This is a genomic window from Microbacterium kyungheense (assembly GCF_006783905.1).
GTDB classification, from domain to species: Bacteria; Actinomycetota; Actinomycetes; order Actinomycetales; family Microbacteriaceae; genus Microbacterium; species Microbacterium kyungheense.
Genome location: NZ_VFPE01000001.1, coordinates 606,904 through 627,942 on the forward strand (window position 1 = coordinate 606,904; position 21,039 = coordinate 627,942).

Annotated in this window: 19 protein-coding genes; 13 read left to right on the forward strand and 6 right to left on the reverse strand. The window is 71.0% G+C overall.

Going from position 1 to position 21,039, the window contains the following annotated elements:
• Position 1: 1 nt before the first annotated feature.
• The 4 genes from FB391_RS02750 to FB391_RS02770 all read right to left on the reverse strand — a co-directional run bounded on the left by FB391_RS02750 (position 2) and on the right by FB391_RS02770 (position 3,837).
• Positions 2–1,726 carry an MDR family MFS transporter gene (locus FB391_RS02750; protein WP_141892745.1) on the reverse strand — a complete coding sequence of 575 codons (1,725 nt, stop codon included), beginning with the start codon at positions 1,724–1,726 and terminating at the stop codon, positions 2–4.
• Positions 1,727–1,840: 114 nt separating this feature from the next.
• Positions 1,841–2,380, reverse strand: a complete 540-nt coding sequence (locus FB391_RS19600; protein ID WP_185842908.1) for a hypothetical protein — start codon at positions 2,378–2,380, stop codon at positions 1,841–1,843.
• Positions 2,377–2,784, reverse strand: coding sequence for a DUF4383 domain-containing protein (locus FB391_RS02765; protein WP_141892748.1), 408 nt, complete (start codon positions 2,782–2,784; stop codon positions 2,377–2,379). Before FB391_RS02765 ends, FB391_RS19600 begins: the two co-directional genes overlap by 4 nt.
• A 90-nt stretch (positions 2,785–2,874) precedes the next feature.
• The gene (locus FB391_RS02770) at positions 2,875–3,837 is read right to left on the reverse strand and encodes a helix-turn-helix transcriptional regulator (protein ID WP_141892749.1); all 963 of its coding nucleotides are present in this window, start codon (positions 3,835–3,837) and stop codon (positions 2,875–2,877) included.
• Between the two features lie 61 nt (positions 3,838–3,898).
• Between FB391_RS02770 and FB391_RS02775 the strand changes: the two genes are divergently transcribed.
• Together FB391_RS02775 and FB391_RS02780 are read left to right on the forward strand one after the other, a co-directional pair.
• Entirely contained in the window at positions 3,899–4,945 is a 1,047-nt protein-coding gene (locus FB391_RS02775; RefSeq protein ID WP_141892750.1) for an ATP-binding cassette domain-containing protein, read from the forward strand.
• Positions 4,942–5,724 (forward strand): ABC transporter permease, encoded by a 783-nt coding sequence (locus FB391_RS02780; protein WP_141892751.1) that lies wholly within the window; start codon positions 4,942–4,944, stop codon positions 5,722–5,724. Before FB391_RS02775 ends, FB391_RS02780 begins: the two co-directional genes overlap by 4 nt.
• Before the next feature lie 3 nt (positions 5,725–5,727).
• On the opposite strand, the gene FB391_RS02785 is transcribed toward FB391_RS02780, so the two are convergent.
• Positions 5,728–7,107 carry a GGDEF domain-containing protein gene (locus tag FB391_RS02785; RefSeq protein WP_141892752.1) on the reverse strand — a complete coding sequence of 460 codons (1,380 nt, stop codon included), beginning with the start codon at positions 7,105–7,107 and terminating at the stop codon, positions 5,728–5,730.
• 196 nt (positions 7,108–7,303) lie between these two features.
• Between FB391_RS02785 and FB391_RS02790 the strand changes: the two genes are divergently transcribed.
• A complete protein-coding gene (locus tag FB391_RS02790) occupies positions 7,304–7,744 on the forward strand; it encodes a MarR family winged helix-turn-helix transcriptional regulator (protein ID WP_141892753.1) in 441 nt (146 codons plus the stop codon).
• Between the two features lie 7 nt (positions 7,745–7,751).
• On the opposite strand, the gene FB391_RS02795 is transcribed toward FB391_RS02790, so the two are convergent.
• Positions 7,752–8,096 (reverse strand): hypothetical protein, encoded by a 345-nt coding sequence (locus FB391_RS02795; protein WP_141892754.1) that lies wholly within the window; start codon positions 8,094–8,096, stop codon positions 7,752–7,754.
• 182 nt (positions 8,097–8,278) lie between these two features.
• Between FB391_RS02795 and FB391_RS02800 the strand changes: the two genes are divergently transcribed.
• The 10 genes from FB391_RS02800 to FB391_RS02845 all read left to right on the forward strand — a co-directional run bounded on the left by FB391_RS02800 (position 8,279) and on the right by FB391_RS02845 (position 20,864).
• The gene (locus tag FB391_RS02800) at positions 8,279–9,025 is read left to right on the forward strand and encodes an EAL domain-containing protein (protein ID WP_141892755.1); all 747 of its coding nucleotides are present in this window, start codon (positions 8,279–8,281) and stop codon (positions 9,023–9,025) included.
• A gap of 111 nt (positions 9,026–9,136) precedes the next feature.
• Complete coding sequence (locus FB391_RS02805; protein WP_141892756.1) at positions 9,137–12,178, forward strand: hypothetical protein; 3,042 nt, start codon at positions 9,137–9,139, stop codon at positions 12,176–12,178.
• A gap of 254 nt (positions 12,179–12,432) precedes the next feature.
• The gene (locus FB391_RS02810; protein ID WP_141892757.1) at positions 12,433–13,728 is read left to right on the forward strand and encodes a sugar ABC transporter substrate-binding protein; all 1,296 of its coding nucleotides are present in this window, start codon (positions 12,433–12,435) and stop codon (positions 13,726–13,728) included.
• Between the two features lie 10 nt (positions 13,729–13,738).
• The gene (locus FB391_RS02815; RefSeq protein ID WP_185842909.1) at positions 13,739–14,713 is read left to right on the forward strand and encodes a carbohydrate ABC transporter permease; all 975 of its coding nucleotides are present in this window, start codon (positions 13,739–13,741) and stop codon (positions 14,711–14,713) included.
• Complete coding sequence (locus tag FB391_RS02820) at positions 14,710–15,537, forward strand: carbohydrate ABC transporter permease (RefSeq protein WP_141892758.1); 828 nt, start codon at positions 14,710–14,712, stop codon at positions 15,535–15,537. Before FB391_RS02815 ends, FB391_RS02820 begins: the two co-directional genes overlap by 4 nt.
• Position 15,538: 1 nt before the next feature.
• Positions 15,539–16,960 carry a glycoside hydrolase family 3 N-terminal domain-containing protein gene (locus FB391_RS02825; protein WP_141892759.1) on the forward strand — a complete coding sequence of 474 codons (1,422 nt, stop codon included), beginning with the start codon at positions 15,539–15,541 and terminating at the stop codon, positions 16,958–16,960.
• Complete coding sequence (locus FB391_RS02830) at positions 16,957–18,171, forward strand: anhydro-N-acetylmuramic acid kinase (RefSeq protein WP_141892760.1); 1,215 nt, start codon at positions 16,957–16,959, stop codon at positions 18,169–18,171. The genes FB391_RS02825 and FB391_RS02830 overlap by 4 nt, the downstream gene beginning before the upstream one ends.
• A complete protein-coding gene (locus FB391_RS02835) occupies positions 18,168–19,058 on the forward strand; it encodes an N-acetylglucosamine kinase (RefSeq protein WP_185842910.1) in 891 nt (296 codons plus the stop codon). The genes FB391_RS02830 and FB391_RS02835 overlap by 4 nt, the downstream gene beginning before the upstream one ends.
• Positions 19,051–19,983: an N-acetylmuramic acid 6-phosphate etherase gene (gene murQ / locus FB391_RS02840; RefSeq protein WP_246093330.1), complete on the forward strand. Its 933-nt coding sequence runs from the start codon at positions 19,051–19,053 to the stop codon at positions 19,981–19,983. The genes FB391_RS02835 and murQ overlap by 8 nt, the downstream gene beginning before the upstream one ends.
• Positions 19,983–20,864 carry a MurR/RpiR family transcriptional regulator gene (locus FB391_RS02845; protein ID WP_141892763.1) on the forward strand — a complete coding sequence of 294 codons (882 nt, stop codon included), beginning with the start codon at positions 19,983–19,985 and terminating at the stop codon, positions 20,862–20,864. Before murQ ends, FB391_RS02845 begins: the two co-directional genes overlap by 1 nt.
• Positions 20,865–21,039: the final 175 nt, after the last annotated feature.

A 21,039-nucleotide genomic window follows, 5' to 3' on the forward strand; every position in this document is an offset into this window, starting at 1 on the left:
GCTACGAGCGATTCCGGCGGGCTTCGGCGCGTGTGACCGGCACCGCGCCGGTGAGCACGCGATCGGCCTCTTCGACCTGCTCGGCCATCGTCGGCATCGGGGCGCCGACCTCGGCCTCGGCGAGCTCGATGGCGACGTTCTCGGCCTCTTCCTGCAGCTCCTGCGACGCCGACTTGGTCGACAGCCGCTTGTTCGGCAGGAACGCGATCGCGATGAGCGCGACCACCGCGAGCGGCACGGCGATCCAGAACACGTGCGCGATGCCGTCGGCGTACGAGGCCTCGATGATCACGCGGATCGTCTCGGGCAGCTCGTCGACCTTGGGCACCGTGCCGCCGGACAGACCCTGCAGGGCGGTGACCTCTTCGGGCGTGGTGGGCACGAAGCCCTTGAAGCCGTCGGTGATGTTCGTGGCGACCTGCGTGGCCAGCAGCGAACCCATGACCGTCACGCCGATGGTGCCGGCGATCGAACGGAAGAAGTTCACGTTCGACGACGCGGCGCCCAGCTGCGAAGCGGGGGTGTCGTTCTGCACGATGAGCGTCAGGTTCTGCATGACCATACCGAGGCCCGCGCCGAGCACGAAGATGAACACCGCCACCCAGACGAACGGGGTGTCGTAGTGCAGCGTCGTGAGCAGGTACGTGCCCGCGATGGTGAGCACCGAGCCGACGAGCATGAAGCCCTTCCAGCGACCGAACTTGCTGATCAGCGCGCCGATCGTGATCGAGGCGCCCATCTGGCCGATGATCATCGGGATCGTCATGAGACCCGACTCGGTCGGTGTGGCGCCACGCGCCAGCTGGAAGTACTGCGCCAGGAACACACTCGTCGCGAACATCGCGACACCGATCGCGAGCGATGCGATCACCGACAGCGCGAACGTGCGGTTCTTGAACAGCGTCATCGGGACGATGGGCTCGGCCACGAAGAACTCGACGACGATGAAGGCGATGAGGGATGCCGCGGCCACGCCGATCATGACGAAGCTGGTGACGGAGTCCCACTCGAAGCCGCCCGCGTCGGGCTTGCCGCCCAGCGTGATCCACACGAGGGTGAGCGCGACGCCGAGCGCCATGAGCACGGCACCGATGTAGTCGATCTTCACCGGACGCTTGGGTGTCTTGGGCAGGTGCAGCGTGAACTGCAGCAGCACCAGAGCGATGACGGCGAGCGGCACCGGCAGGAAGAAGTTGGCGCGCCAGCCCCACGCGTCGGTGATGACACCGCCGAGCAGCGGGCCGCCGATCGTGGCGACCGCCATGATGCCGCCGACGACGCCCATGTACTTGCCGCGCTCACGCGGCGAGATGATGAGGGCGACGACGATCATGACGAGCGACATCAGGCCGCCCGTGCCGATGCCCTGGATGACGCGGACGGCGATCAGCGTGCCGGCGTCCTGCGCGAAGCCTGAGATGGCGCTGCCCAGCACGAACAGCACGATCGAGATCTGCAGCAGCACCTTGCGGTTGACGAGGTCTGCGAGCTTGCCCCAGATGGGGGTGGTGACGGCCGTGGCCAGCAGGCTCGACGTGATGACCCACGTGTACGCCGACTGGTCGCCGCCGAGGTCGGCGACGATGAGCGGCATCGAGGTCGAGATCACGGTGCCCGAGAGCACGGCGACGAACATCGTGACGATGAGTCCCGAGAGCGCGACGAACACCTCGCGCGGGGTGCGCTCGGCGGTCGCCGGCGGATGCGTGTCGGAGAGTGTCGACATGGTTTTCCTCCGAGTAGAAAGTTGATGACGGTCAACTATATACCAGATAGTTGACCTTGGTCAACTGTGGACCGAGATCAACCATTTCGGAGGAGAGATGGCGCTGCCGGCGGCTCAGTGTCCTTCGTGCCCGACCACCGGCACGAAGCTGCCGTCGGGCTCGGTGGTGGCGGCATCCTGCGCCGACCCGAGAGCGGGAGTCACCAGCAACGCGACCACCGCCGCGGCCGCGATCAGGCCGGTCACGCCGCCACCGCGGCGGGAGGGATGCCGCAGACTCCAGCCGACGCCCGCGCCCGTTGCCGCGCTCAGGCCGATGAAGACGCCCACGGCCACGACACTCGTGCCCGTGGGGGTGGTCGCCAGCAGCGTCACGACCGACGCGATGCCGGCGAACACGCCCACGACCGCAGCACGCGGAGCGACCGTGCGCCCTCGCGCGAGGCACACGGCGCCCCACGCGAGGGCGAGCAGTCCGTGGGTCACGGCGGCGGCGCCGAGCGAGCGCGAGACCGTATCGGCCTGCACCCCCACGATCGCCCCCGCGCCGACCGCCGCACCCACGAGGCCGGCTCCCCACGCGCCGACCGCCACCCATGCCGGGGTGCGGTGAACCGCGCGCCCCGGCATGGATGCCCCCGTGGCCGTCGTCACGCGGTCGCCGTCTGCGGCGACCGCTCGGCGGCCAGTCCCACGCCCAGCAGCACGATCGCGCTCGCCAGGTGCAGGAAGTGGTCCGGCACATTGAGCGCCAGGATGTTGGCCGGTGTTCCCACCAGGAAGAATCCGACGATACCGAGCAGCAGATAGGCCGCACCCACGACGATGTTGACCGTCTTGGCCGCCCGGGCGCTGACCAGTCCGGCCGCCAGCAGTGCGCCGCCGATCAGCAGGTGCGCGATGTTGTGCAGCGGGTTGACGGCGAACACTCCCAGCAGTAGACCGCCCTCGGTCGCGAGGAATCCCACCCCGCCGGTCACCGCGAAGCCCAGCAGGCCGACGAGCAGATACACCGCGCCGAAGATCGTGGCGACGAGGCGGTTCGGTGAAGAGCGCATGGCAGACCTCTCTTTCGACAGTCCGCGATCTGCGGCTGTGACAGGTCTTCGACGCGGCCGGGAGATCGGATTGGATGCCGCCGGCCAGGCCTACTCCAGGGCCGCCAGCATCCTCACCAGCGCCTCGCGCATGGTGGACCGCGCCTCGTCCGGCAGGTCCACCGTGTACGGCACGCCCGCCGGGATCCACGCGAGGGCGTACATGACCTCGCGGAAGTCGCTGCCGCCCACCGGCCAGCTGGTGCGGCCCGGCTCCACGGACTGCGCGCCCTGCCCCCACGGGCCGAAGTACGCCCGCATGTCGTCGAGGCCGAGGTCCATGACCGCTGCGCCGGCGACCGCCTGCGGGCTCCATGACCGGGCGACCGCGATGAACTCGTCGACCTGTTCGGGCGTCACGTCCCGCGGCGTGAACAGGACGCGCGTGTGCTCGAGGTCCGACAGACGGTCGACACGGAAGGTGCGCCAGTCGTCGCGCTCGATGTCCCAGCACAGCAGGTACCAGTGGCGCTCGGCGGGTGCGAGTGCGTGCGGCTCGACGCGGCGCTTCATGACCTCGCCCGACGCGGTCGTATAGGTGAGGCGCACGCGCTCGTGGTCGCGGGTCGCGAGCGCGAGCTCGCCGAGCATCTCGCTCGACACGGCCGCGCCCGACCGGATGCCCGTCGGCTGCACCGTCTCGGCCAGGGCGTTGACGCGCCGCCGCAGCGCCGCGGGCAGCACCTGCTCGAGCTTCGCGAGCGCGGTCACCGTCGTCTCGGCGCCGCTCAGGAGTCGCCCGGATGCCGCCACCCGCAGCCCGATCGCCATCGCGACCGCCTCGTCGTCGGTGAGCAGCAGGGGCGGCACGGCGCTCCCGGCCTCCAGCCGGTACCCGCCCGCGGCGCCCGGTGTCGACTCGATGCGGTAGCCCAGTTCGCGCAGCCGCTCGACGTCGCGGCGCACCGTCCGCTCGGTCACTCCCAGCCGCCCGGCGAGCTCGGTGCCCGGCCAATGCCGATGGGTCTGCAGCAGGTTCAGCAGCGAGAGGGCGCGGGTCGTCGTGTCGGACATGCGAAAAGAATCTCATGCATCCAGGACAGGATCCGTCCGCATTGGTTCCTAGCGTGGCGACATGGCGAACCAACCGATCATCGAGGCGCGGGAGCTCACCAAGCGCTTCACCGTCAAGGGCAAGACCGTCGAGGCGGTCACCGATCTCAGATTCCAGGTGGCGCGCGGCGAGCTCGTCGCGTTCCTGGGACCCAACGGTGCGGGCAAATCCACCAGCCTGCGCATGCTCACCACCCTCATCCCGCCGACCTCGGGCACCGCGAACGTGGTCGGCTTCGACATCCTGGACCGACCCGCCGACGTGCGCGCCCGCATCGGCTACGTCGGGCAGCTCACGAGCGGCAGCTTCTCGCAGCGTGCCCGCGACGAGCTGCTCAGTCAGGGCGCGTTCTACGGCATGTCGAAGTCCGCCGCGAAGAAGAGGGCGGACGAGCTCATTGAGTCGCTCGATCTGTCGGGCTTCGCGACGCGCTCCGTACAGCAGCTGTCGGGCGGGCAGAAGCGGCGGCTCGACATCGCGCTCGGCCTCATGCATGCGCCGCCGCTGCTGTTCCTCGACGAGCCGTCGACGGGCCTGGACCCCCAGAGCCGCGCCAATCTGTGGCAGCACATCCTCGAACTCCGCCGCAGCCACGGCACGACGGTGTTCCTCACGACGCATTACCTCGAAGAGGCGGACCGCTACGCCGAGCGGGTCATGGTCATGGACCGCGGCCGGGTCATCGCCGACGACACCGCCGCAAGGCTGAAGGCGGAGCTCGCGGGCGACGTCCTGACCTTCGGCTTCGAGAGCGAGGCGGAGGCCGCCGCCGCCGTCCCCGTGGTGCAGCGGCTGGCGGCGCGCGAGGTCGCCCGGGATGCGGCATCCATCGCGGTCACTGCTTCGGAGGGAGACGCCCTGCTGCCCGCGGCCGTGCGCGCGCTCGACGCCGAAGGGCTCACGGTGCGCACCGCGACGGGCGTGCCCCCGACGCTCGACGATGTGTTCCTCGCGCTCACCGGGCGCACGCTGCGCGAGGCGGGCGAGGGGCAGTCAGAAGGAGATGAGGATGCCGGGCGCCCGGCATCCGCCGACGAAGCAGTGCTCACGACAGGAGTGGAACGATGACCGTGCAGACCGACACCGCCGTGCGCCCCAACGCCGCGCGCGACACCTGGAACGTCCTCACCCGCGAGCTGAAGCCGGTCGTGCGCGATCCCTTCACGCTGATCTTCAGCCTGGTGCAGCCGCTCGTCTTCCTGGGGCTGTTCGCGCCGCTGCTCGTCGGCTCGTCGGGGGCGCCGGTGGGCGAGACGCTGCAGTGGTTCGTGCCGGGCGTGCTCGTGATGATCGTGCTGTTCGGCACCGGTGCGACCGGCTCGAACCTGCAGTACGAGATGATGACCGGCTCGCACGAGCGCACGCTCGTCGCGCCGCTCGGGCGCTCGTCGCTGCTCGTCGGCCGCGCGCTGAAAGAGATCGCGCCGATCGTGGTGCAGGCGCTCGTCATCGTGCTGATCGCCTGGCCGTTCGGCTTCACGATCAACGTGCCGGGGCTCGTCATCGGGCTCGCGCTGCTGGCGGTCTTCGGCATCGGGCTCGGCGCGCTGTCGTACACGCTCGCGCTCAAGACCAAGGACCGCGAGTGGCTGTTCTGGGGTGTGCAGCAGACGCTGATCTTTCCCCTGCTGATCCTGTCGGGCATGCTGCTGCCTCTCGACGGGGGGCCGGCGTGGATGCGCGCGGTCTCGACGGTCAACCCCGTGAACTGGGTCGTGCAGGCCGAGCGCGCCCTCTTCGCCGGTGACCTCGGCGACATCACGGTGCTGTGGGGCTGGATCGCCGCGGTCGTGCTGGCGGCGCTGGGTCTGGCCGTCGGCATCCGCGCGATGCGCAAGAGCAGCTGAGGCTCAGGCGGCGGCCGGCTCCATGCCGGCGACGGCGACAACCCGGTCGCCGCCGGCCATCTTCGCCGCGTACATGGCGTGATCGGCGGCGCGGATGAGCTGGTCCATGACCGGGGCGCCGTCGTTGCCGACGGTGATGAGACCGACGCTCGCCGTGATCGACAGGTCTGGCGGCAGCTCGTCGTACGGCTCGGCGACGGCGGCGCGGATGCGGTCCGCCAGCGCGGCGCCATCGATGCTGTCGACAGCGGCGACCGCGATGAACTCGTCGCCGCCGAAGCGCCCGAGGACGTCGCTCTCGCGGATGGTGCGACGCAGGCGCAGCCCGATCTCGCGCAGCAGCGCGTCGCCGGCCGCGTGGCCCAGCAGGTCGTTGACGGCCTTGAACCCGTCGAGGTCGATGAAGATGACGCTCAGCGCCGTGAACCCCTGCAGCAGGGTGCGCGTGACGTCCTCTTCGATCAGGCGCCGGTTCGGCAGCCCGGTCACCTCGTCGTGCATGGCCGCGCGGCGCAGCGTGTCTTCGAGCCTGATGCGCGCGATCGCCTGTGCGGCCTGGTTGGACAGGGCTTCGGCGAGCGGGACGGCCTCTTCGTCGAACTCGCGCGGGTGGTCGAAGTAGCAGACCATCGAGCCGACCGCATCGCCGTGCGATCTCATCGGCGAGGCGATCGCCGCGTGCACGCCCCCGGCCCGGTAGGCCTCGCGCATGCCGACACCGGGCACATACGACTCCGCGTCGTCGGGCGAGCGGATGATCACGACCTGGCCGCCGAGCATCGTCGCCGTGCCGGTGGCAGGCAGCGTGGCAGGCCAGTGCGCGGCGAGCGGGTTCACCCCCGCGCTCTGGGAGAGCCCGTCGGGCCCGCCGAGGTGCACGCTCACCGCGCTGGCGGCGAACGCCCGCTGGGCGACATCCACGAGCAGCTCCGCCGCGTCGAGCTCGGATCGGACGTTGCCGAAGCCGACGGCGGCGTTCAGCAGGATCTGCAGTCGCTGCCGGCCGCGCTCGGTCTTCGCCTCGGCGCCCTGGAACCCGAGGTTGAAGGCGGACCGCGCCGACACGTCGTAGACGGCGATGCGCTCCACTCCGCAGTCGTCCACGCCGAAGGAGCCGACGACCACGGGCCGGACCACTCCCGACGTGCCGTGCAGCGTGGCATCGGTGGGGCGGTCTCCGGCGCTGTCAGCGAGCGGCATGCGCAGCGTCAGCAACGTCTCCAGCGGTCGCCCGACGACCTCGTCACGGTCGCAGTTGAGCCACGTGAGCACCTGGGCGTTGGCGTCGACGATCATCGACGCGCGGTCGATGCTGATCAGCCCGCAGGTCGCGAGGCCTAGCATGGGGTGCTCGCGGTGTGCGGGGTCGACAGGAAGCGGCATCCGATCGGAGCCTTTCCGTTGGTCACGATTGCCTCCCGGCTTCTTCGCCGACGCCCGGGGGTTGGCGAGCGGCGAACCGTGCCGCGTCGGCGAGTGGATCCCACTCTACCCGACTATTTAGAAATATTAGATAAATCTACTAAATACTCGCAGTCTGAGATATTCTGGCGGCGGGCTACTAGGAAAGAATGACGGGATGGCGAACGACTCACCGGCGCTGACACTCGGGCAGGCGCTGCGCCAGTACCTCGACGCGCGCAATGCCGCGATGGTGACCGCGCGCGCCAGCCTCGGCATCAGCGACATCGATGCCCGGGCGCTCCTGTTCGTCGTCGGCAATCCCGGAACGCGACCCACCGCCCTGCGGGAGTATCTCGGGATCACCTCCGCCGGCGTGACCACCCTCATCGACCGGCTGGTCGGTCGCTCGCTCGTGCGACGCGACGTGGATCCCACCGACCGGCGGGTCAACCGCATCACCGCGACGATCGACATCGCCGACGATCCGTGGTCGGCGCTCAACCGGTTCGACGACGACTTCGACGTCGCGGTCGGCGCTGCCGATCAGGCGCGGGTCGGCGACTCGGTCGCGCTGCTGGCGTCACTGACGGCGGCGACGGTGGGCGCGCGGCCCTGACAGTCGTTCAGGCGACGTCGGTGCCCTCATAAGTCCGGGACTTCTCTTCGAGGAACGCGCACAGCTCCGAGACGGCGGCCAGCTCTGCAGACAGCTCGAGCAGGCCGGGGGCGTCGAGGACGACGCTCTCTTCGCGGGGCTCCATCGTCGCGACCCACCCGCCCGCGTCCTGGGTGGCGGGCTGGATGAAGACCACCGTCGAGGCGTGATCCAGCCGGAAGGTCACCAGACCGGTGTTCGCACCGTCGTCGCCGTCCTGCACCATGACACGTGCGGCCTCGGCTCCCGCGCTTCCCTGCGCGCGGTACTCGGCGAGCCAAGACTCCAACGTCTCCAGACTTCGAAACGCCATCGCCACCCTCCTGCTAGCTCTGCGATGGCAAAAGTATAGGGAGACGCCTCCCCGATCCTCGAGAGCGGCCTCGGGGGAGGTTCTCGGGGCCTCGCCCACGCTCTCCGGGAGCGGACTGTAGCCGATCGTCGCCTCTCACGTCGGGACTTGCGTGGCGGCATCCCGCGAGGCTGACTTGAGGGATGCCCCTCACCGAAGACCTCGCGGACGACCTGGCCGCAGCGGTCCGCAGTCCCGAGATCTTCGCCGTCTACCAGCCGCAGGTGTCGCTGGAGAGCGGGTCGATCGTGGCGGCCGAGGCGCTCTGTCGATGGCGGCACCCGCGCCTCGGCGACATCGATCCCGTGACGATGATCGACGTCGCCGAGCGCACCGGCACGATCCACGAGTTGGGGCGGAGGATGCTGGACGAGTGCCTCGACACGCTTGACGAGTGGCGCGCGATGGGCCGGACCTGGGCGGTGACCGTCAACGTCTCGCCGGTGCAGTTCGAGGACGATTCCTTCTGCGCCCACGTCGCCGCGGAGTTCGCGCGGCGCGCGTGCCCCCCGGGGTCGCTCGTGTTCGAGCTCTCGCACGACAGCCCCTCGATCGACGACCGCTCGGTGCTGCCGCAGCTGCGCATGCTCCGTGACCGCGGGGTCGAGATCTCACTGGGCGACTACGGCGCGGAGGCGCCGACGCGCGAACGGCTGGGGCGTCTGCCGCTCACCGAGGTGAAGATCCCGGGATACCGGGTACGCGCGGTGGAGTCCGGAACACGCTCATCGCTGCACGACGAGGTTGAGCGCGCACACGCCGACGGACTGCGGGTGGTGGCCGAGGGGATCGAGACGCTCACCCACCTCGACATCGCCGTGCAGCTGGGCTGCGACCGGGCCCAGGGGTTCCTCATCCGCGAGCCGGACGCCGAGATCGTGTTTCCGTAGACGCCGGTGGTCCCCCTCGCTCAACGACCGGAGCCAGGTGCTGCACAACAGGTGTGCAACGGGTTGGGGGAACGGTCTGGCGTGCGGGAACGCCCGACTTAGGATCGGAGGATGACGACGGCGCGAGGGCGAGGCATCCTCGCTGTCGTCACCGCGATCGTCCTGCTCGCGCTCGGCGCCGGGGTCGCGTTCGCCGTCGGCGACGCGCTCGGCATCCGCACCGAGTCCGCCGAGCAGATGCAGCCCGCACCCGCCGCCGCGGTCATCGCGACGCCGGCGGTCGCCCCGCCCGAGCTCGCCGCGGTCGACGTGCCCGACACCGAGCGGGCCGGGGTGGCGATGGACGAGCTGCGCGACGCGATCGCGGGCGCTCCCGAGGAGCTTCGACAGGCTCCGCGACCCAGCCTGTCCCTCACCGTCGTCGACGCCCCCGAAGGCGACGACGACGCGTACGTGCTGGACGGCGATGCCGAAGCGCTGACCGTCACGGCGACCGCCGAAGCCGGCACGACCCGGGCGATCTACGACCTCGCCGCGCAGGTGCGGGCTGCGAAGCCGCTTACCGACCTGCTCGGCGCGCACGAGGCATCCCGGCTCCCGCTGCGGATGACCGACCTCGGCGCCGTCGGCGTCGCGCCCGACCCGGCCGAGTGGGAGTCGGGCACCGACTACTCGCATGCGTCGAAGGCGTTCGCCGACGTGTTCCTGGCGGATGCGCCGTACATCGACGAGGACGCGCTCGCCGACGCCTACGACGACTACGACGTGTTCCTGCGCCATTCGCTCGCGAACGGGTTCAACGCCATCGCCTTCCCGGGCTTTGTCGAGTTCGTGACGTTCGACGACGCGCCGGGCGGCCCGGTCTACGCCGAGGGCGACGCGCACCGCGCCAAAGCGCTCGCGCTGCGCGAGGCGTTCGCGCCGTTCTGGGAGCGCGCCGACGAGCTGGGCGTCAAGGTCTTCCTGCGCACCGACATGCTGGCGCTCACCGGCCCGCTCGAGCAGCACCTGCAGGACACGTTCGGATCGCTCGACGCTGAGAACCCCGGACTGTGGGACGTCTACACCGCCGGGCTCGACGAGCTCTACGACGCGGTGCCGGCGCTCGACGGCGTGCTCATCCGCATCGGCGAAGCCGGGACGGTGTACGACGTCGACGGCTGGGACTATTACTCCGCGCTCAAGGTCACCACGGTCGACGCCGTGCGCGCGATGCTCGACGCCTTCACGGCGCAGGCCGAGGCATCCGATCGCGAAGTGATCTTCCGCACCTGGTCGGTCGGCGTCGGCGCCGTCGGCGACATGCACACCAGCTCCGACTCGTACGACGAGGTGCTGAACGGCATCGATTCGCCCGCGCTCATCGTCTCGACGAAGTACACGCTCGGCGACTTCTACACGTGGCTGCCGCTCAACGACACGCTCGAACAGGGTTCGCAGCGGCGGATCGTGGAGTTCCAGAGCCGCCGCGAGTTCGAGAACTTCGGCGCCTTCGCGAACGACCTCGGCGCCGAGTACCAGTGGGCGCTGCAGCAGCTGCTCGCCGCGAACGACAGGATCGAGGGCGTCTGGGTGTGGACCCAGGACGGCGGGCCGTGGCGCGCCGGGCCCATGACGCTGTACCTCAAGGCCGGGTTCTGGCAGCTGTACGAACTCAACACGCAGGTCGCGGCATCCCTCGCCCGCGACCCTGCTGCGGACGTCTCGGTGGTGACGGAGGACTGGGCGCGCGAGTGGTTCTCGGACGACCCGGCGACGGTGGATGCCATCGTCTCGGCGATGGGCCGGTCCCGCGACGCGATCGCGCACGGCCTGTACATCGCGCCGTTCGCGCAGCAGCGGGTGTTCGCCATCGGCCTCGAGCCGCCGCCCATGATGTGGATCTTCGAGTGGGACATCCTGACCGGCGATTCCGCCGTGCTCGACGTCATGTACTCGATCGTGCGCGACGCAGACGGCGGCATCGACGCGGCGATCGCCGACGGCGAGGACGCCGTCCGGACGGCCCAGGCCATGCGTGACGAGGTCGCGGGGACGGATGCCGCCACCTGGCGCACTCCCGAGATCCGCGACGCGTTCGTCGGGGCTCTCGACTACGAGGTCGACACGCTGCGTCTGCTGTCGTCGTACCGGTCGCTGATCCTGCACCAGGGGGAGTGGCACGACACGCTCTCGCCCGACGCGCGCGCCGAGTGGGATGCCGACCGCGCGACCTTCGAGAAGCTCGCCGCCGCGCACCTCGAGGCCTACGACGGCGACATCGACCACCCGGCACTCAACCTCACCGCTGCGCAGCTGGGCATCCAGCGGTCGGAGCGCGACGACACGATGGCATGGCTCGCGCGCGTGCTGCTCGTGCTGGCGCTCGCCTGGGTCGTGATCGGCATGCTCGCCGCGCGCACGCGCCTCGTGCGACGACCGGGCGCAGCCGCGGCCCGTGCCACCTGGATCGCCTCGACCCGGCCGTGGCGCGCGCGCGAATCCACGCTCGGCATGCTCGAGCTCGACCGATGGCTGCTGCTCATCATCCCCGCAGCCCTGCTGGTCGCGACGCGCGCCGTGCAGACCTCGTTCCTCTCGTGGACGCACGTGGCCGTCGTCATCGGCACGTGGGTGGTGTTCGCCCTCGTGCTGCGGCTGTTCGTGCGGCGCCGCTCGCCGTGGCCCGTGATCGCCGCGGTCGGCGGGGTCGTCGTGCTGCGCTGCATCCTGACCCTCTTCGCCCTGTCGTTCACGGGACCCGGCGGGTACTGGTACGCGTTCTGGACCGAGCCCGCGCTGCGCACGGCGTACATCGCGGTCGCCTTCGCGCTGTTCGTGTGGGTGTTCGTCGCCGCCGGGTGGGCGCTGTCGGCCCAGGTCGGCGCCCGTCGGGCGACCGGCTACGTGCTCGCAGCCGTCGGCGCCGGGCTGCTCGTTCCGTCGGCGATCGTCGGCGCCATCGGCCTGGAGGCCGCCCTCACCGTCTGGAACGACGAGATGGGGCTGCTGCCCTGGGGCCTCGCCCGCATCCTGGGCATCACCACGTACCTCGACATCCCGGCCGAGACGCCCTGGTTCGCGGCGTCGTTCGCGCTCGTGCTGCTCATCGCCGGGGTGCTGCTGGCGCTGCCGTGGGGACGGCAGCGGGCCGCGGCATCCACTCGCTCGTGAGTCCGGTCGGGCGCCGGTCGGCCTCCCGCTCCTGAAAACAGGTGTTCTGGCGAGCGCAGGCGGATTTGGACGGGAACCGGCCTGTCTCCGCCGAAACACCTGTTCTGGAGAAGGCGGATCCGGCGAACGCGTGTTTCCGCTCGATAACGGTTGGGAGAAAATTCCAAAACACGCGTGACACATGGTGGTTTCTTCCATAGTGTGAGTCGCGGCCGGAAGGCCGACTCAAGAGTTTGACGCACAAGGGAGATCACATGAGGAAGCGCATCCTGCCCATCGCCGTGTTGGGTGTGGCAGTTCTCGGCATCACCGCCTGCAGCGGCGGCGGTGGCGGCAACAGCGGAGACGACTCGGCCTCGGGCGACGGCAAGACGCTCGACGTCTGGATCATGCAGGGCACGAACCCCGACGCCGAGCCGTTCTTCGACGAGGTCGCCGACGCGTTCAAGGAAGAGACCGGCGCCGAGCTGAACGTCGAGTTCGTGCAGTGGGCCGACGCCCACGACCGGTTCGTCACCTCGATCGCCGGCGGCACGACCCCCGACGTCGCCGAGACCGGCACCACGTGGACGCCCGAGTTCGCCGACGCCGGCGCGCTCGCGCCCATCACCGACTACGTCAAGGACGACGGCCTCGAAGACGACCTCGTGGAAGGCCTCGTGAAGTCGGGCACCTACGACGACGAGCTCTACGGCATGCCCTGGTACGCCGGCGTGCGATCGCTCGTCTACCGCTCCGACATCTTCGAGGAGCTGGGCCTGGACGCCCCGACCAACTGGGACGAGCTGCGCGAGGCCGCGCTGGCGATCAAGGCCGCTCACCCCGACATGACCGCGGTCGCCGTTCCCGGTGACGCCGAGTTCACGGTCTACCCGTGGGTGTGGGGCGCCGGCGGCGAGGTCGCCACCGAGAAGGACGGCACCTGGACGAGCGAGCTCGACTCGCCCGAGTCGGTGAAGGGTCTGGAGTTCTGGACCGGTCTCGCCACGCAGGACGACCTGTCGTCGGCCGGCGCCACGACGTGGAAGGAGACGGACGTGCTCGACGCGTTCGCCGCCGGCACCGTCGGCATGGCGATCATGGGCTCGTGGACGCCGTCCGCGATCGTCGAGAAGGGTCCCGACATGGAGGGCAAGTTCGCCGCCGTGCCGATCCCCGGTGAAGAGGACGGCATCTCGCCGTCGGTGCTCGGCGGCTCGCACCTGAGCATGTTCGAGACGGCCAAGGACAAGGACCTCGCGTTCGCGTTCATCAAGATGATGACCACGGGCGAGTTCGCCGAGAAGTGGGGCGAGCAGAGCGGGTACTTCCCGGGCCAGAAGTCGCTGCTGGAGAAGTCGATCGAGAACGCCGACCCGCTGGTGCAGCCGTTCGCGACGCAGATGGTCGACGGCGGCGCGTCCGTGCCGGTGACCCCCACCTTCGGTGCCGTCCAGGCCAAGAAGACGACGAGTGCCATGATGCAGGCGATCCTGTCGGGCACGAAGGACGTCGAGACGGCCGCGAAGGATGCCGCGGCCGAGATGACCGCGACGCTCAACGGGAACTGAGCGGCACCGCATGGCATTCATGCCCCAGGCGCCGGTGGCGGAGGAGCACGTCTCTTCCGCCGCCGGCGCGGCGGTCGCCCCCGGATCCCGCCGCCGCCCGATCGACAGGCTGCGGCCGTGGATGCTGCTCGCGCCCGCGCTCGTCGTGCTCGCGGGTCTGCTGCTGTGGCCGCTGATCCGGGTGGTGCTGTTCTCGTTCCAGGACTACGGCCTGCGCGAGATCGTCTCGGGGGAGCCGAACTTCATCGGCTTCGACAACTTCGTCGAGATCCTCACGAGCCCCACGTTGTGGACGGTCGTGCTGCCCAACACCGTCGGCTTCGCGATCCTCTCGGTGGTCGGCACCGTGGCGTTCGGCACGCTGGTCGCGCTGCTGCTGCAGTCGCTCGGCACCTTCTGGCGCACCGTCGTGGCGAGCGCCATCATGGCGGCCTGGGCGATGCCCGCCGTCACCGGCACGTACGTGTGGGTGTGGATCTTCGACGCCGACCGCGGCATCTTCAACCAGCTGATGATGCAGCTCGGGCTCATGGACGAGCCCTACAACTGGTTCACCAACCGCTGGTCGTTCTACGCGATCGTGCTGCTGAACGTCATCCACCACGGCTTCCCGTTCGTCGCGGTCACGATCCTCGCGGGGCTGCTCGGCGTTCCGAAAGAGACGCTGGAGGCGGCATCCCTCGACGGCGCCGGCGGGTGGCGGCGTTTCTGGAGCATCACCTTCCCGCAGCTGAACCAGGTGTTCGCGGTCGTCATCATCCTGTCGACCATCTGGGACTTCAAGGTCTTCGCGCAGGTGTACCTCATGCCCGGCGGCTCGGGCTCGAACCGTGACGTGCTGAACCTCGGCGTGTGGTCGTACGTCGAATCGTTCGGGCAGAACCGGTACGGCTTCGGCTCGGCGATCGCCGTGCTGCTGACCCTGCTGCTGCTCGCCATCACCGTCGTCTACGTGCGACGCCTGCTCAAGGAGGACCAGCTGTGACCCGGCCCTCGATCGGACGACGCATCGTCAAGGGCGTCCTCGTCTTCCTGCTGCTCGTCTTCACGCTCTTCCCGACCTACTGGATGCTCGTGAGCGCGTTCGACGAGAACCCGTCGGGCGGCGCGGAGCTCGTGCCCCGGCAGTTCACGCTCGACCACTTCGTGTTCGTGCTGACCGACGGCGGCTTCGCGACCTACCTGCGCAACTCGCTCGTCGTGGCGCTGGTGGTCGTGGTCGCCTCGGGCCTTCTGGGCCTGCTGGCCTCGGTGGCGGTCGCGCGCTTCAGGTTCACCCTGCGCACGCAGATCGTCATGATGATCCTCGTCGTGCAGATGGTGCCGCTGGAGGCTCTCGTCATCCCCCTCTTCGTGCAGGTGCGCGACCTGCAGCTGCTCGGGACCCTCCTCGGCCTCATGATCGTCTACACGGCGCTCGCGCTGCCGTTCGGGATCTGGATGCTGCGCGGATTCGTCGCCGCCGTGCCCGTCGAACTCGAAGAGGCCGCCTACATCGACGGCGCCTCGTGGTGGCGCATGTTCCGCTCTGTGCTGCTGCCGCTGGTGGCGCCCGGGCTCGTCGCGACGAGCGTGTTCGCCTTCATCACGGCATGGAACGAGTTCATCTTCGCGATGACGCTGCTGGGCGGCGCGACCGAGAACTACACGGTGTCGATCGGCCTGCGCCAGTTCTTCGGCCTGCACTCGAACGACTGGGGCTCGGTGATGGCGGCCTCGACCATCATCACGATCCCCGTCATGATCTTCTTCATCGTCGTGCAGCGGCGCCTGTCGAGCGGCATCGTCGCCGGGGCGGTGAAGGGCTGACATGGATCTCGAACAGCTCGTTCCCGGTGTGCTGCTGCCCGGGTTCGCGGGCACCGTCGTGCCGGAGTGGCTGCACGGCGAGCTGGAGCGCGGCCTCGGCGGCGTGTGCCTGTTCGCCGGCAACGTCGCGGCGGACGATCCGGACGGAACAGCGCGGCTGGCCGCGGCGATCCGCGCCGTCCGCCCCGGAACGCTCGTGGCCGCCGACGAGGAGGGCGGCGTCGTCACGCGCCTCGAAGGTCGGCACGGATCGACGCTGCCCTCGCCCGCACAGCTCGGCCTGGTCGCCCCCGACGTCGCCGAGCGGGTCGGCGCGGTGCTGGCCGAGCGGGTGCGCCGTGCCGGCATCGACGTCGTGCTCGCCCCGAGCGCCGACGTCAACGACAACCCCGACAACCCGGTGATCGGCGCCCGCTCGTTCGGGGCCGACGCCCACGAGGTCGCGTCGCGCGTCGCAGCGACGGTGCGCGGCATCCGGACCCGGCCAGGCGTCGCCGCGTGCGTCAAGCACTGGCCCGGGCACGGTGACACGAACGTCGACTCCCACCGGGGGCTCCCGACGATCCCGGCCGCCACCGCCGCGCGGCACGCTGCGCCGTTCGAGGCCGCGATCGAGGCCGGCGTGCCCGCCGTCATGACGGCGCACATCGTGGTGTCCGAGTGGGGGCCGGAGCCGGTGACCGTGAATCCGGACGCGATCGCCCGGCTGCGTGCCGCGGGCTTCGACGGCGTCGTGGTGACGGATGCCGTCGACATGGCCGCCATCGCCTCGACGTACGGCATCGGCGGCGGTGCCGCCCGGGCGCTCGCCGCGGGGGTGGACCTGGTGTGCCTCGGCAACCCCGAGCTCGGCGGCCTCGACGCCGCCGCACAGTACGCTGAGGTCGTCGACGCGATCGTGGCCGCCGTGCACGACGGACAGCTCGCACCCGAGCGGCTGCGCGAGGCGCACGGCCGGGTCGCGCGCCTGGCGTCCGAGCTGAGCTCGGCGCGGGGCACGGCGACGCGCACGAGCCCCGTAGACCTCGACCACGGCGATGCCGAGACGATCGAGGCGGCGCTGGCGGCGGCATCCGATCCCTCCGCTCTGGCCGGCCTCGCGCGTATCGCCCGGGTCGTCGACGCGCGGGGCGGGGCGACGCAGGCCGCCGCGACGCGGGCGGTGCCGGTGGCCGACACCCTGCGCGCGCTGACCTCGGCGGGAGCGGATGCCGGGGCTTCGGGCGTCACTGCGGTCGTCGCCGACCGTCCCAGCGCCGTGCAGCTCGGCGTGCTCGCCGACGTGCAGGCCGCCGGCGAGTGCATCGTCGTGAACGTCGGTGCGATCCCCGGAGGCTTCGACGCGGCCGTCGTCCAGCTCGGCGCGGACTCGGTGTTCTCGGCGGGCATCGTGCGGGCGTGGGCTGCGAAGGGTGGCAGATGAGGATCCTCGCACTGCAGTCCGGCACGAGCGCGGACGGCATCGACGCCGCGCTCGTGTCGGTGACGGCCGGCGATGACGCGCTGGAGCTCGTCGTCGAGCGGTGGGGCACCGAGCCGTGGCTGCCCGAGGAGCGCGCGCTCGTCATGCGCGCGGTGGACGGCTGGCCGCTGGATCCTCCGGAGTGGTGCCGGCTCGAGACCACCGTGGGCCAGGCGTTCGCGCGGGCAGCGGTGACGGTCATCGACGGCGGGCCCCGCCCGGACCTCGTGTGCGCGCACGGGCAGACCGTGTTCCACGGTGTCGAGGCCGGCGCGGTGTGGGGGACGCTGCAGATCGGCGAGCCCGCGTGGATCGGCCGCGCCACCGGCTGCCCCGTGCTCTTCAACGTCCGCGTCGCCGACGTCGCCGCCGGCGGCCAGGGCGCGCCGCTCATCGCCGCGTTCGACGCCCGCTGGCTGCGATCGGCGGCGGAGGAGGCCGGAGCACCCATCGCCTCGCTCAACCTCGGCGGCATCGCGAACCTGCAGGTCGTGCGGCCCGACGGCGCCGTGGCGGGGTTCGACACCGGTCCCGCGAACGCGCTGCTCGACGCGTACGTGACCCGCGCGACGGACGGCGCTGAGACCTTCGACCGCGACGGACGTCACGCCGCGGCCGGACGCGTCGACGCCGCGCTGCTGCAGCGGCTGCTCGGGCATCCGTACTTCGCCCTCGCCGCACCCAAGACGACGGGTCGCGAGACCTTCACCCTCGCGACGGTCGACGCGGCCCTCGCGGAGGCGCACGAGCGACCCCTGCCGCCGGCATCCTTGAGTCTCGACGACGTCTGCGCGACGCTCGTCGAACTGACGGCGGCGTCCGTCGCGGAGGCGCTGCACCGCACCGCGCCGGACGCCGCTCGCATCGTCGTGTCGGGTGGGGGAGCGCGCAACCCCGTGCTGCTCGACCGCCTGACGGCCCTCGCCGGCGTGCCCGTCGAGGCGAGCGACGCGTGGGGGATCCCCGCCGACGCGCGTGAGGCGGTCATGTTCGCGGCGCTCGCATACCTGTCGGTGCTGCGGGTGCCGCTGGAGCTGCCCGGCACGCCGGAAGGGCGTGCCGCCGTCGCCGGCCAGTGGGACCTCTCGGTCGCGCCGCTGCCCACCCTGCCCGCCGTCACCGGAGGCGCATCGCAGCGACTCCGCGTGCGCACGAGAGAGGAACGGCCGTGAGCATCGTCGCCGTCGACCTGGGAAAGACCGGATGCCGCATCCGCGCCACGTCCGGAGCCGAGACCGTCTCGGCACACGGCGCCGGGGTGCCGGGGCTCGCCGACAGCGAGGGCGACGTCCGCGCGTTCGATGCGATCGTGGCGACGCTCGGCGAGCTCGACCTGCCGACGCCGGTCGCCTCGATCGGCGTCGGCGCGGCCGGCGCCGAGGCGGCGCCGGCGGCCGCACGCGCTCTGGCCGAACGCGTCGCCGCGCACCTCGACGCGCCGACCGCCGTCACCACCGACGCCGTCACCGCGCACGCGGGGGCGTTCGAGGGGATGCCGGGCACGATGGTCATCGTCGGCACCGGCACCGTGCTGCTGACCCTCGACGAGGCCGGCACGCTCAGCCAGGTGGACGGCTGGGGTCCGTGGCTCGGCGACGAGGGCAGCGGCCGCGCGATCGGCCAGGAGGGCCTGCGAGCCGTCCTCGCCGCGCACGACGGGCGAGGCCCCGCGACGACCCTGACGGCGGCGGCGCTCGAGCTGCACGCACCGCTCAGCACGCTGCCGCGCTGGGTCGCGGACACCGCAGCGCCCGCACGGCAGCTCGCCCGCTTCGCGCCCCGGGTGCTGGCGGCCGCAGCCGCGGGCGACGCCGTCGCACGCGACATCGTCGAGCGCGCCGTCGACGCGGTCGTGCAGGCGTGCGCGGCGACCGCCGGACCGTACTGCCTGCTGGGCGGCGTCGCCGGATCGGCCGTGTTCGGCGACGCGCTGCGCGCACGCCTGCGGGAACGGGGGCTTGCGGTCGTCGAGCCCCGGGGGGACGCGCTCGACGGGGCGGAGTACATCGCCCGCACCCCGGCCAGCGCCTACGAAGGAAGTGTGGTGCGCCGTGGTTGACCTCGACGATCTGCGCCGTCAGCTGGCCGAGCTCACGACCGAGGCCGTCGATCCCGAGTTCGGCGAGCTCGACCTGATGACCACGCCACAGCTCGTGGCGGCCATGATCGACAGCAACCGTCAGGTCACCGAGGCGCTGGTGGCGGCATCCACGGATCTCGCGCGCGCCGTCGACGCGGCGGCCGAGCGCATGCAGCGGGGCGGACGACTCCTCTACGTGGGCGCAGGAACTCCCGGGCGGCTCGGCATCCTCGACGCCAGCGAGATCCCGCCGACCTTCGGCGAACCGCCCGAGCGTGTGGTGGGGATCATCGCCGGCGGCGAGACGGCGATCCGCTCGGCCGTCGAGAACGCCGAGGACGACGTCGCCGCCGGCCGCGCCGACATCGCGGGCGCCGGCATCGGTCCCGACGACTGCGTCGTGGGGCTCACCGCCTCGGGCCGCACGCCCTACGTGCTGGGCGCGATCGCCGAGGCCCGTGCGCGGGGAGCGACGACCATCGGGGTCAGCTGCAACCCGCGGTCCGAGCTCACCGCCGCCGCCGACGTCGGCGTCGAGGTCATCGTCGGGCCCGAGCTCGTCGCCGGCTCCACGCGGCTGAAGGCCGGCACGGCGCAGAAGATCGTGCTCAACACGATCTCGACCCTCGCGATGGTGCGCATCGGCAAGACGTACGGCAACCGCATGGTCGACGTGCGCGCCACGAACGAGAAGCTGCGCGCTCGCGGGGTGCGCATGGTGATGAGCGTCGCCGATGTCGAGCCTGCCGTGGCGCGTCGCGCGCTCGCCGACACCGGTTGGGAGGTGAAGCCCGCGATACTGATGTGCATGAGGGGACTGACCGCGGATGCCGCGGCTCGTGCGCTCGCCGATGCGCAGGGCCGGCTGCGCGAAGCACTGGACCGCACGCGCGAGGCGGTGTGATGGACGTCCTGATCCGCGCGCGCCAGTCGCTCGACCGGCTGAGCGCCTCGGAGCGTCGCGTCGCCGACGCCGTGCTGGCGGATCCGGAGCTCGTCCGCACGTCGACGATCATGCGGCTCGCCGAGGTGAGCGGCGCCTCGCAGTCCACCGTCGCGCGGTTCTGCCAGAGCCTCGGCTACCCCGGCTACCGCGAGTTCCGCCTCGACGTCATCGGCGCGCTCAGCCGCGACCAGGCGCAGCGCATCAGCTTCGACATCGGCGAGGGCGAGATCGGCCCCGACGACTCGATCGCCGACACGGTCGCCAAGATCGCGTTCCAAGAGATGCAGGCGATCCAGGACACCGCGCAGTCGCTCGACACCGAGGCCGTCGCGCAGGCGGTCACCGCCATCCGCGGGGCGCGGCGCATCGAGCTGTACGGAGCGGGGGCGTCCTCGCTGAGCGCGCAGGACCTCTTCCAGAAGCTCAGCCGCATCGGCCGCCCCGCCGGCGTCTCGGTCGACATCCACCTCGCCCTCGTGCAGGCGGCGCTCCTCGACGACGCGTCGGTCGCGATCGGCGTCTCGTTCCGCGGCGAGACCCGCGAGACCCTCGACTTCCTCACCACGGCCGGCCGTACGGGCGCGCTCACGATCGGCATCACCAACGCCGCGGAGTCGTCGCTCGACGACGTCTGCGACATCGTGCTGCGCACGAGCGTGCGCGAGAGCCGCTTCCGCAGCGGCGCCATGGCCAGCCGCATCGCGCAGCTCGCGCTCATCGACATGCTGTTCGTGCTCGCGCTGCGCCAGGACTTCCCGCAGATGACCGAGAGTTTGCGCCGCACCTACGACGCCGTGCAGTCCCGGCGCCCCGACACCGGAGCCGTCGAGACCGGCTGAGCCGCGGCATCCCCTCTTCGGGGCGTCGCTTCACGGCGCTCGCCGAGACCGGGGATACCCGTCGAAACCCAGGGTGTTGCCCCAGGTCTCGACGGGAATCCCCGGTCTCGACGCGGCGGTCCCCGGTCTCGGCGAACCGGTCCCTCCGGAAGGAGGGGGGATTGGTCGGACCAGG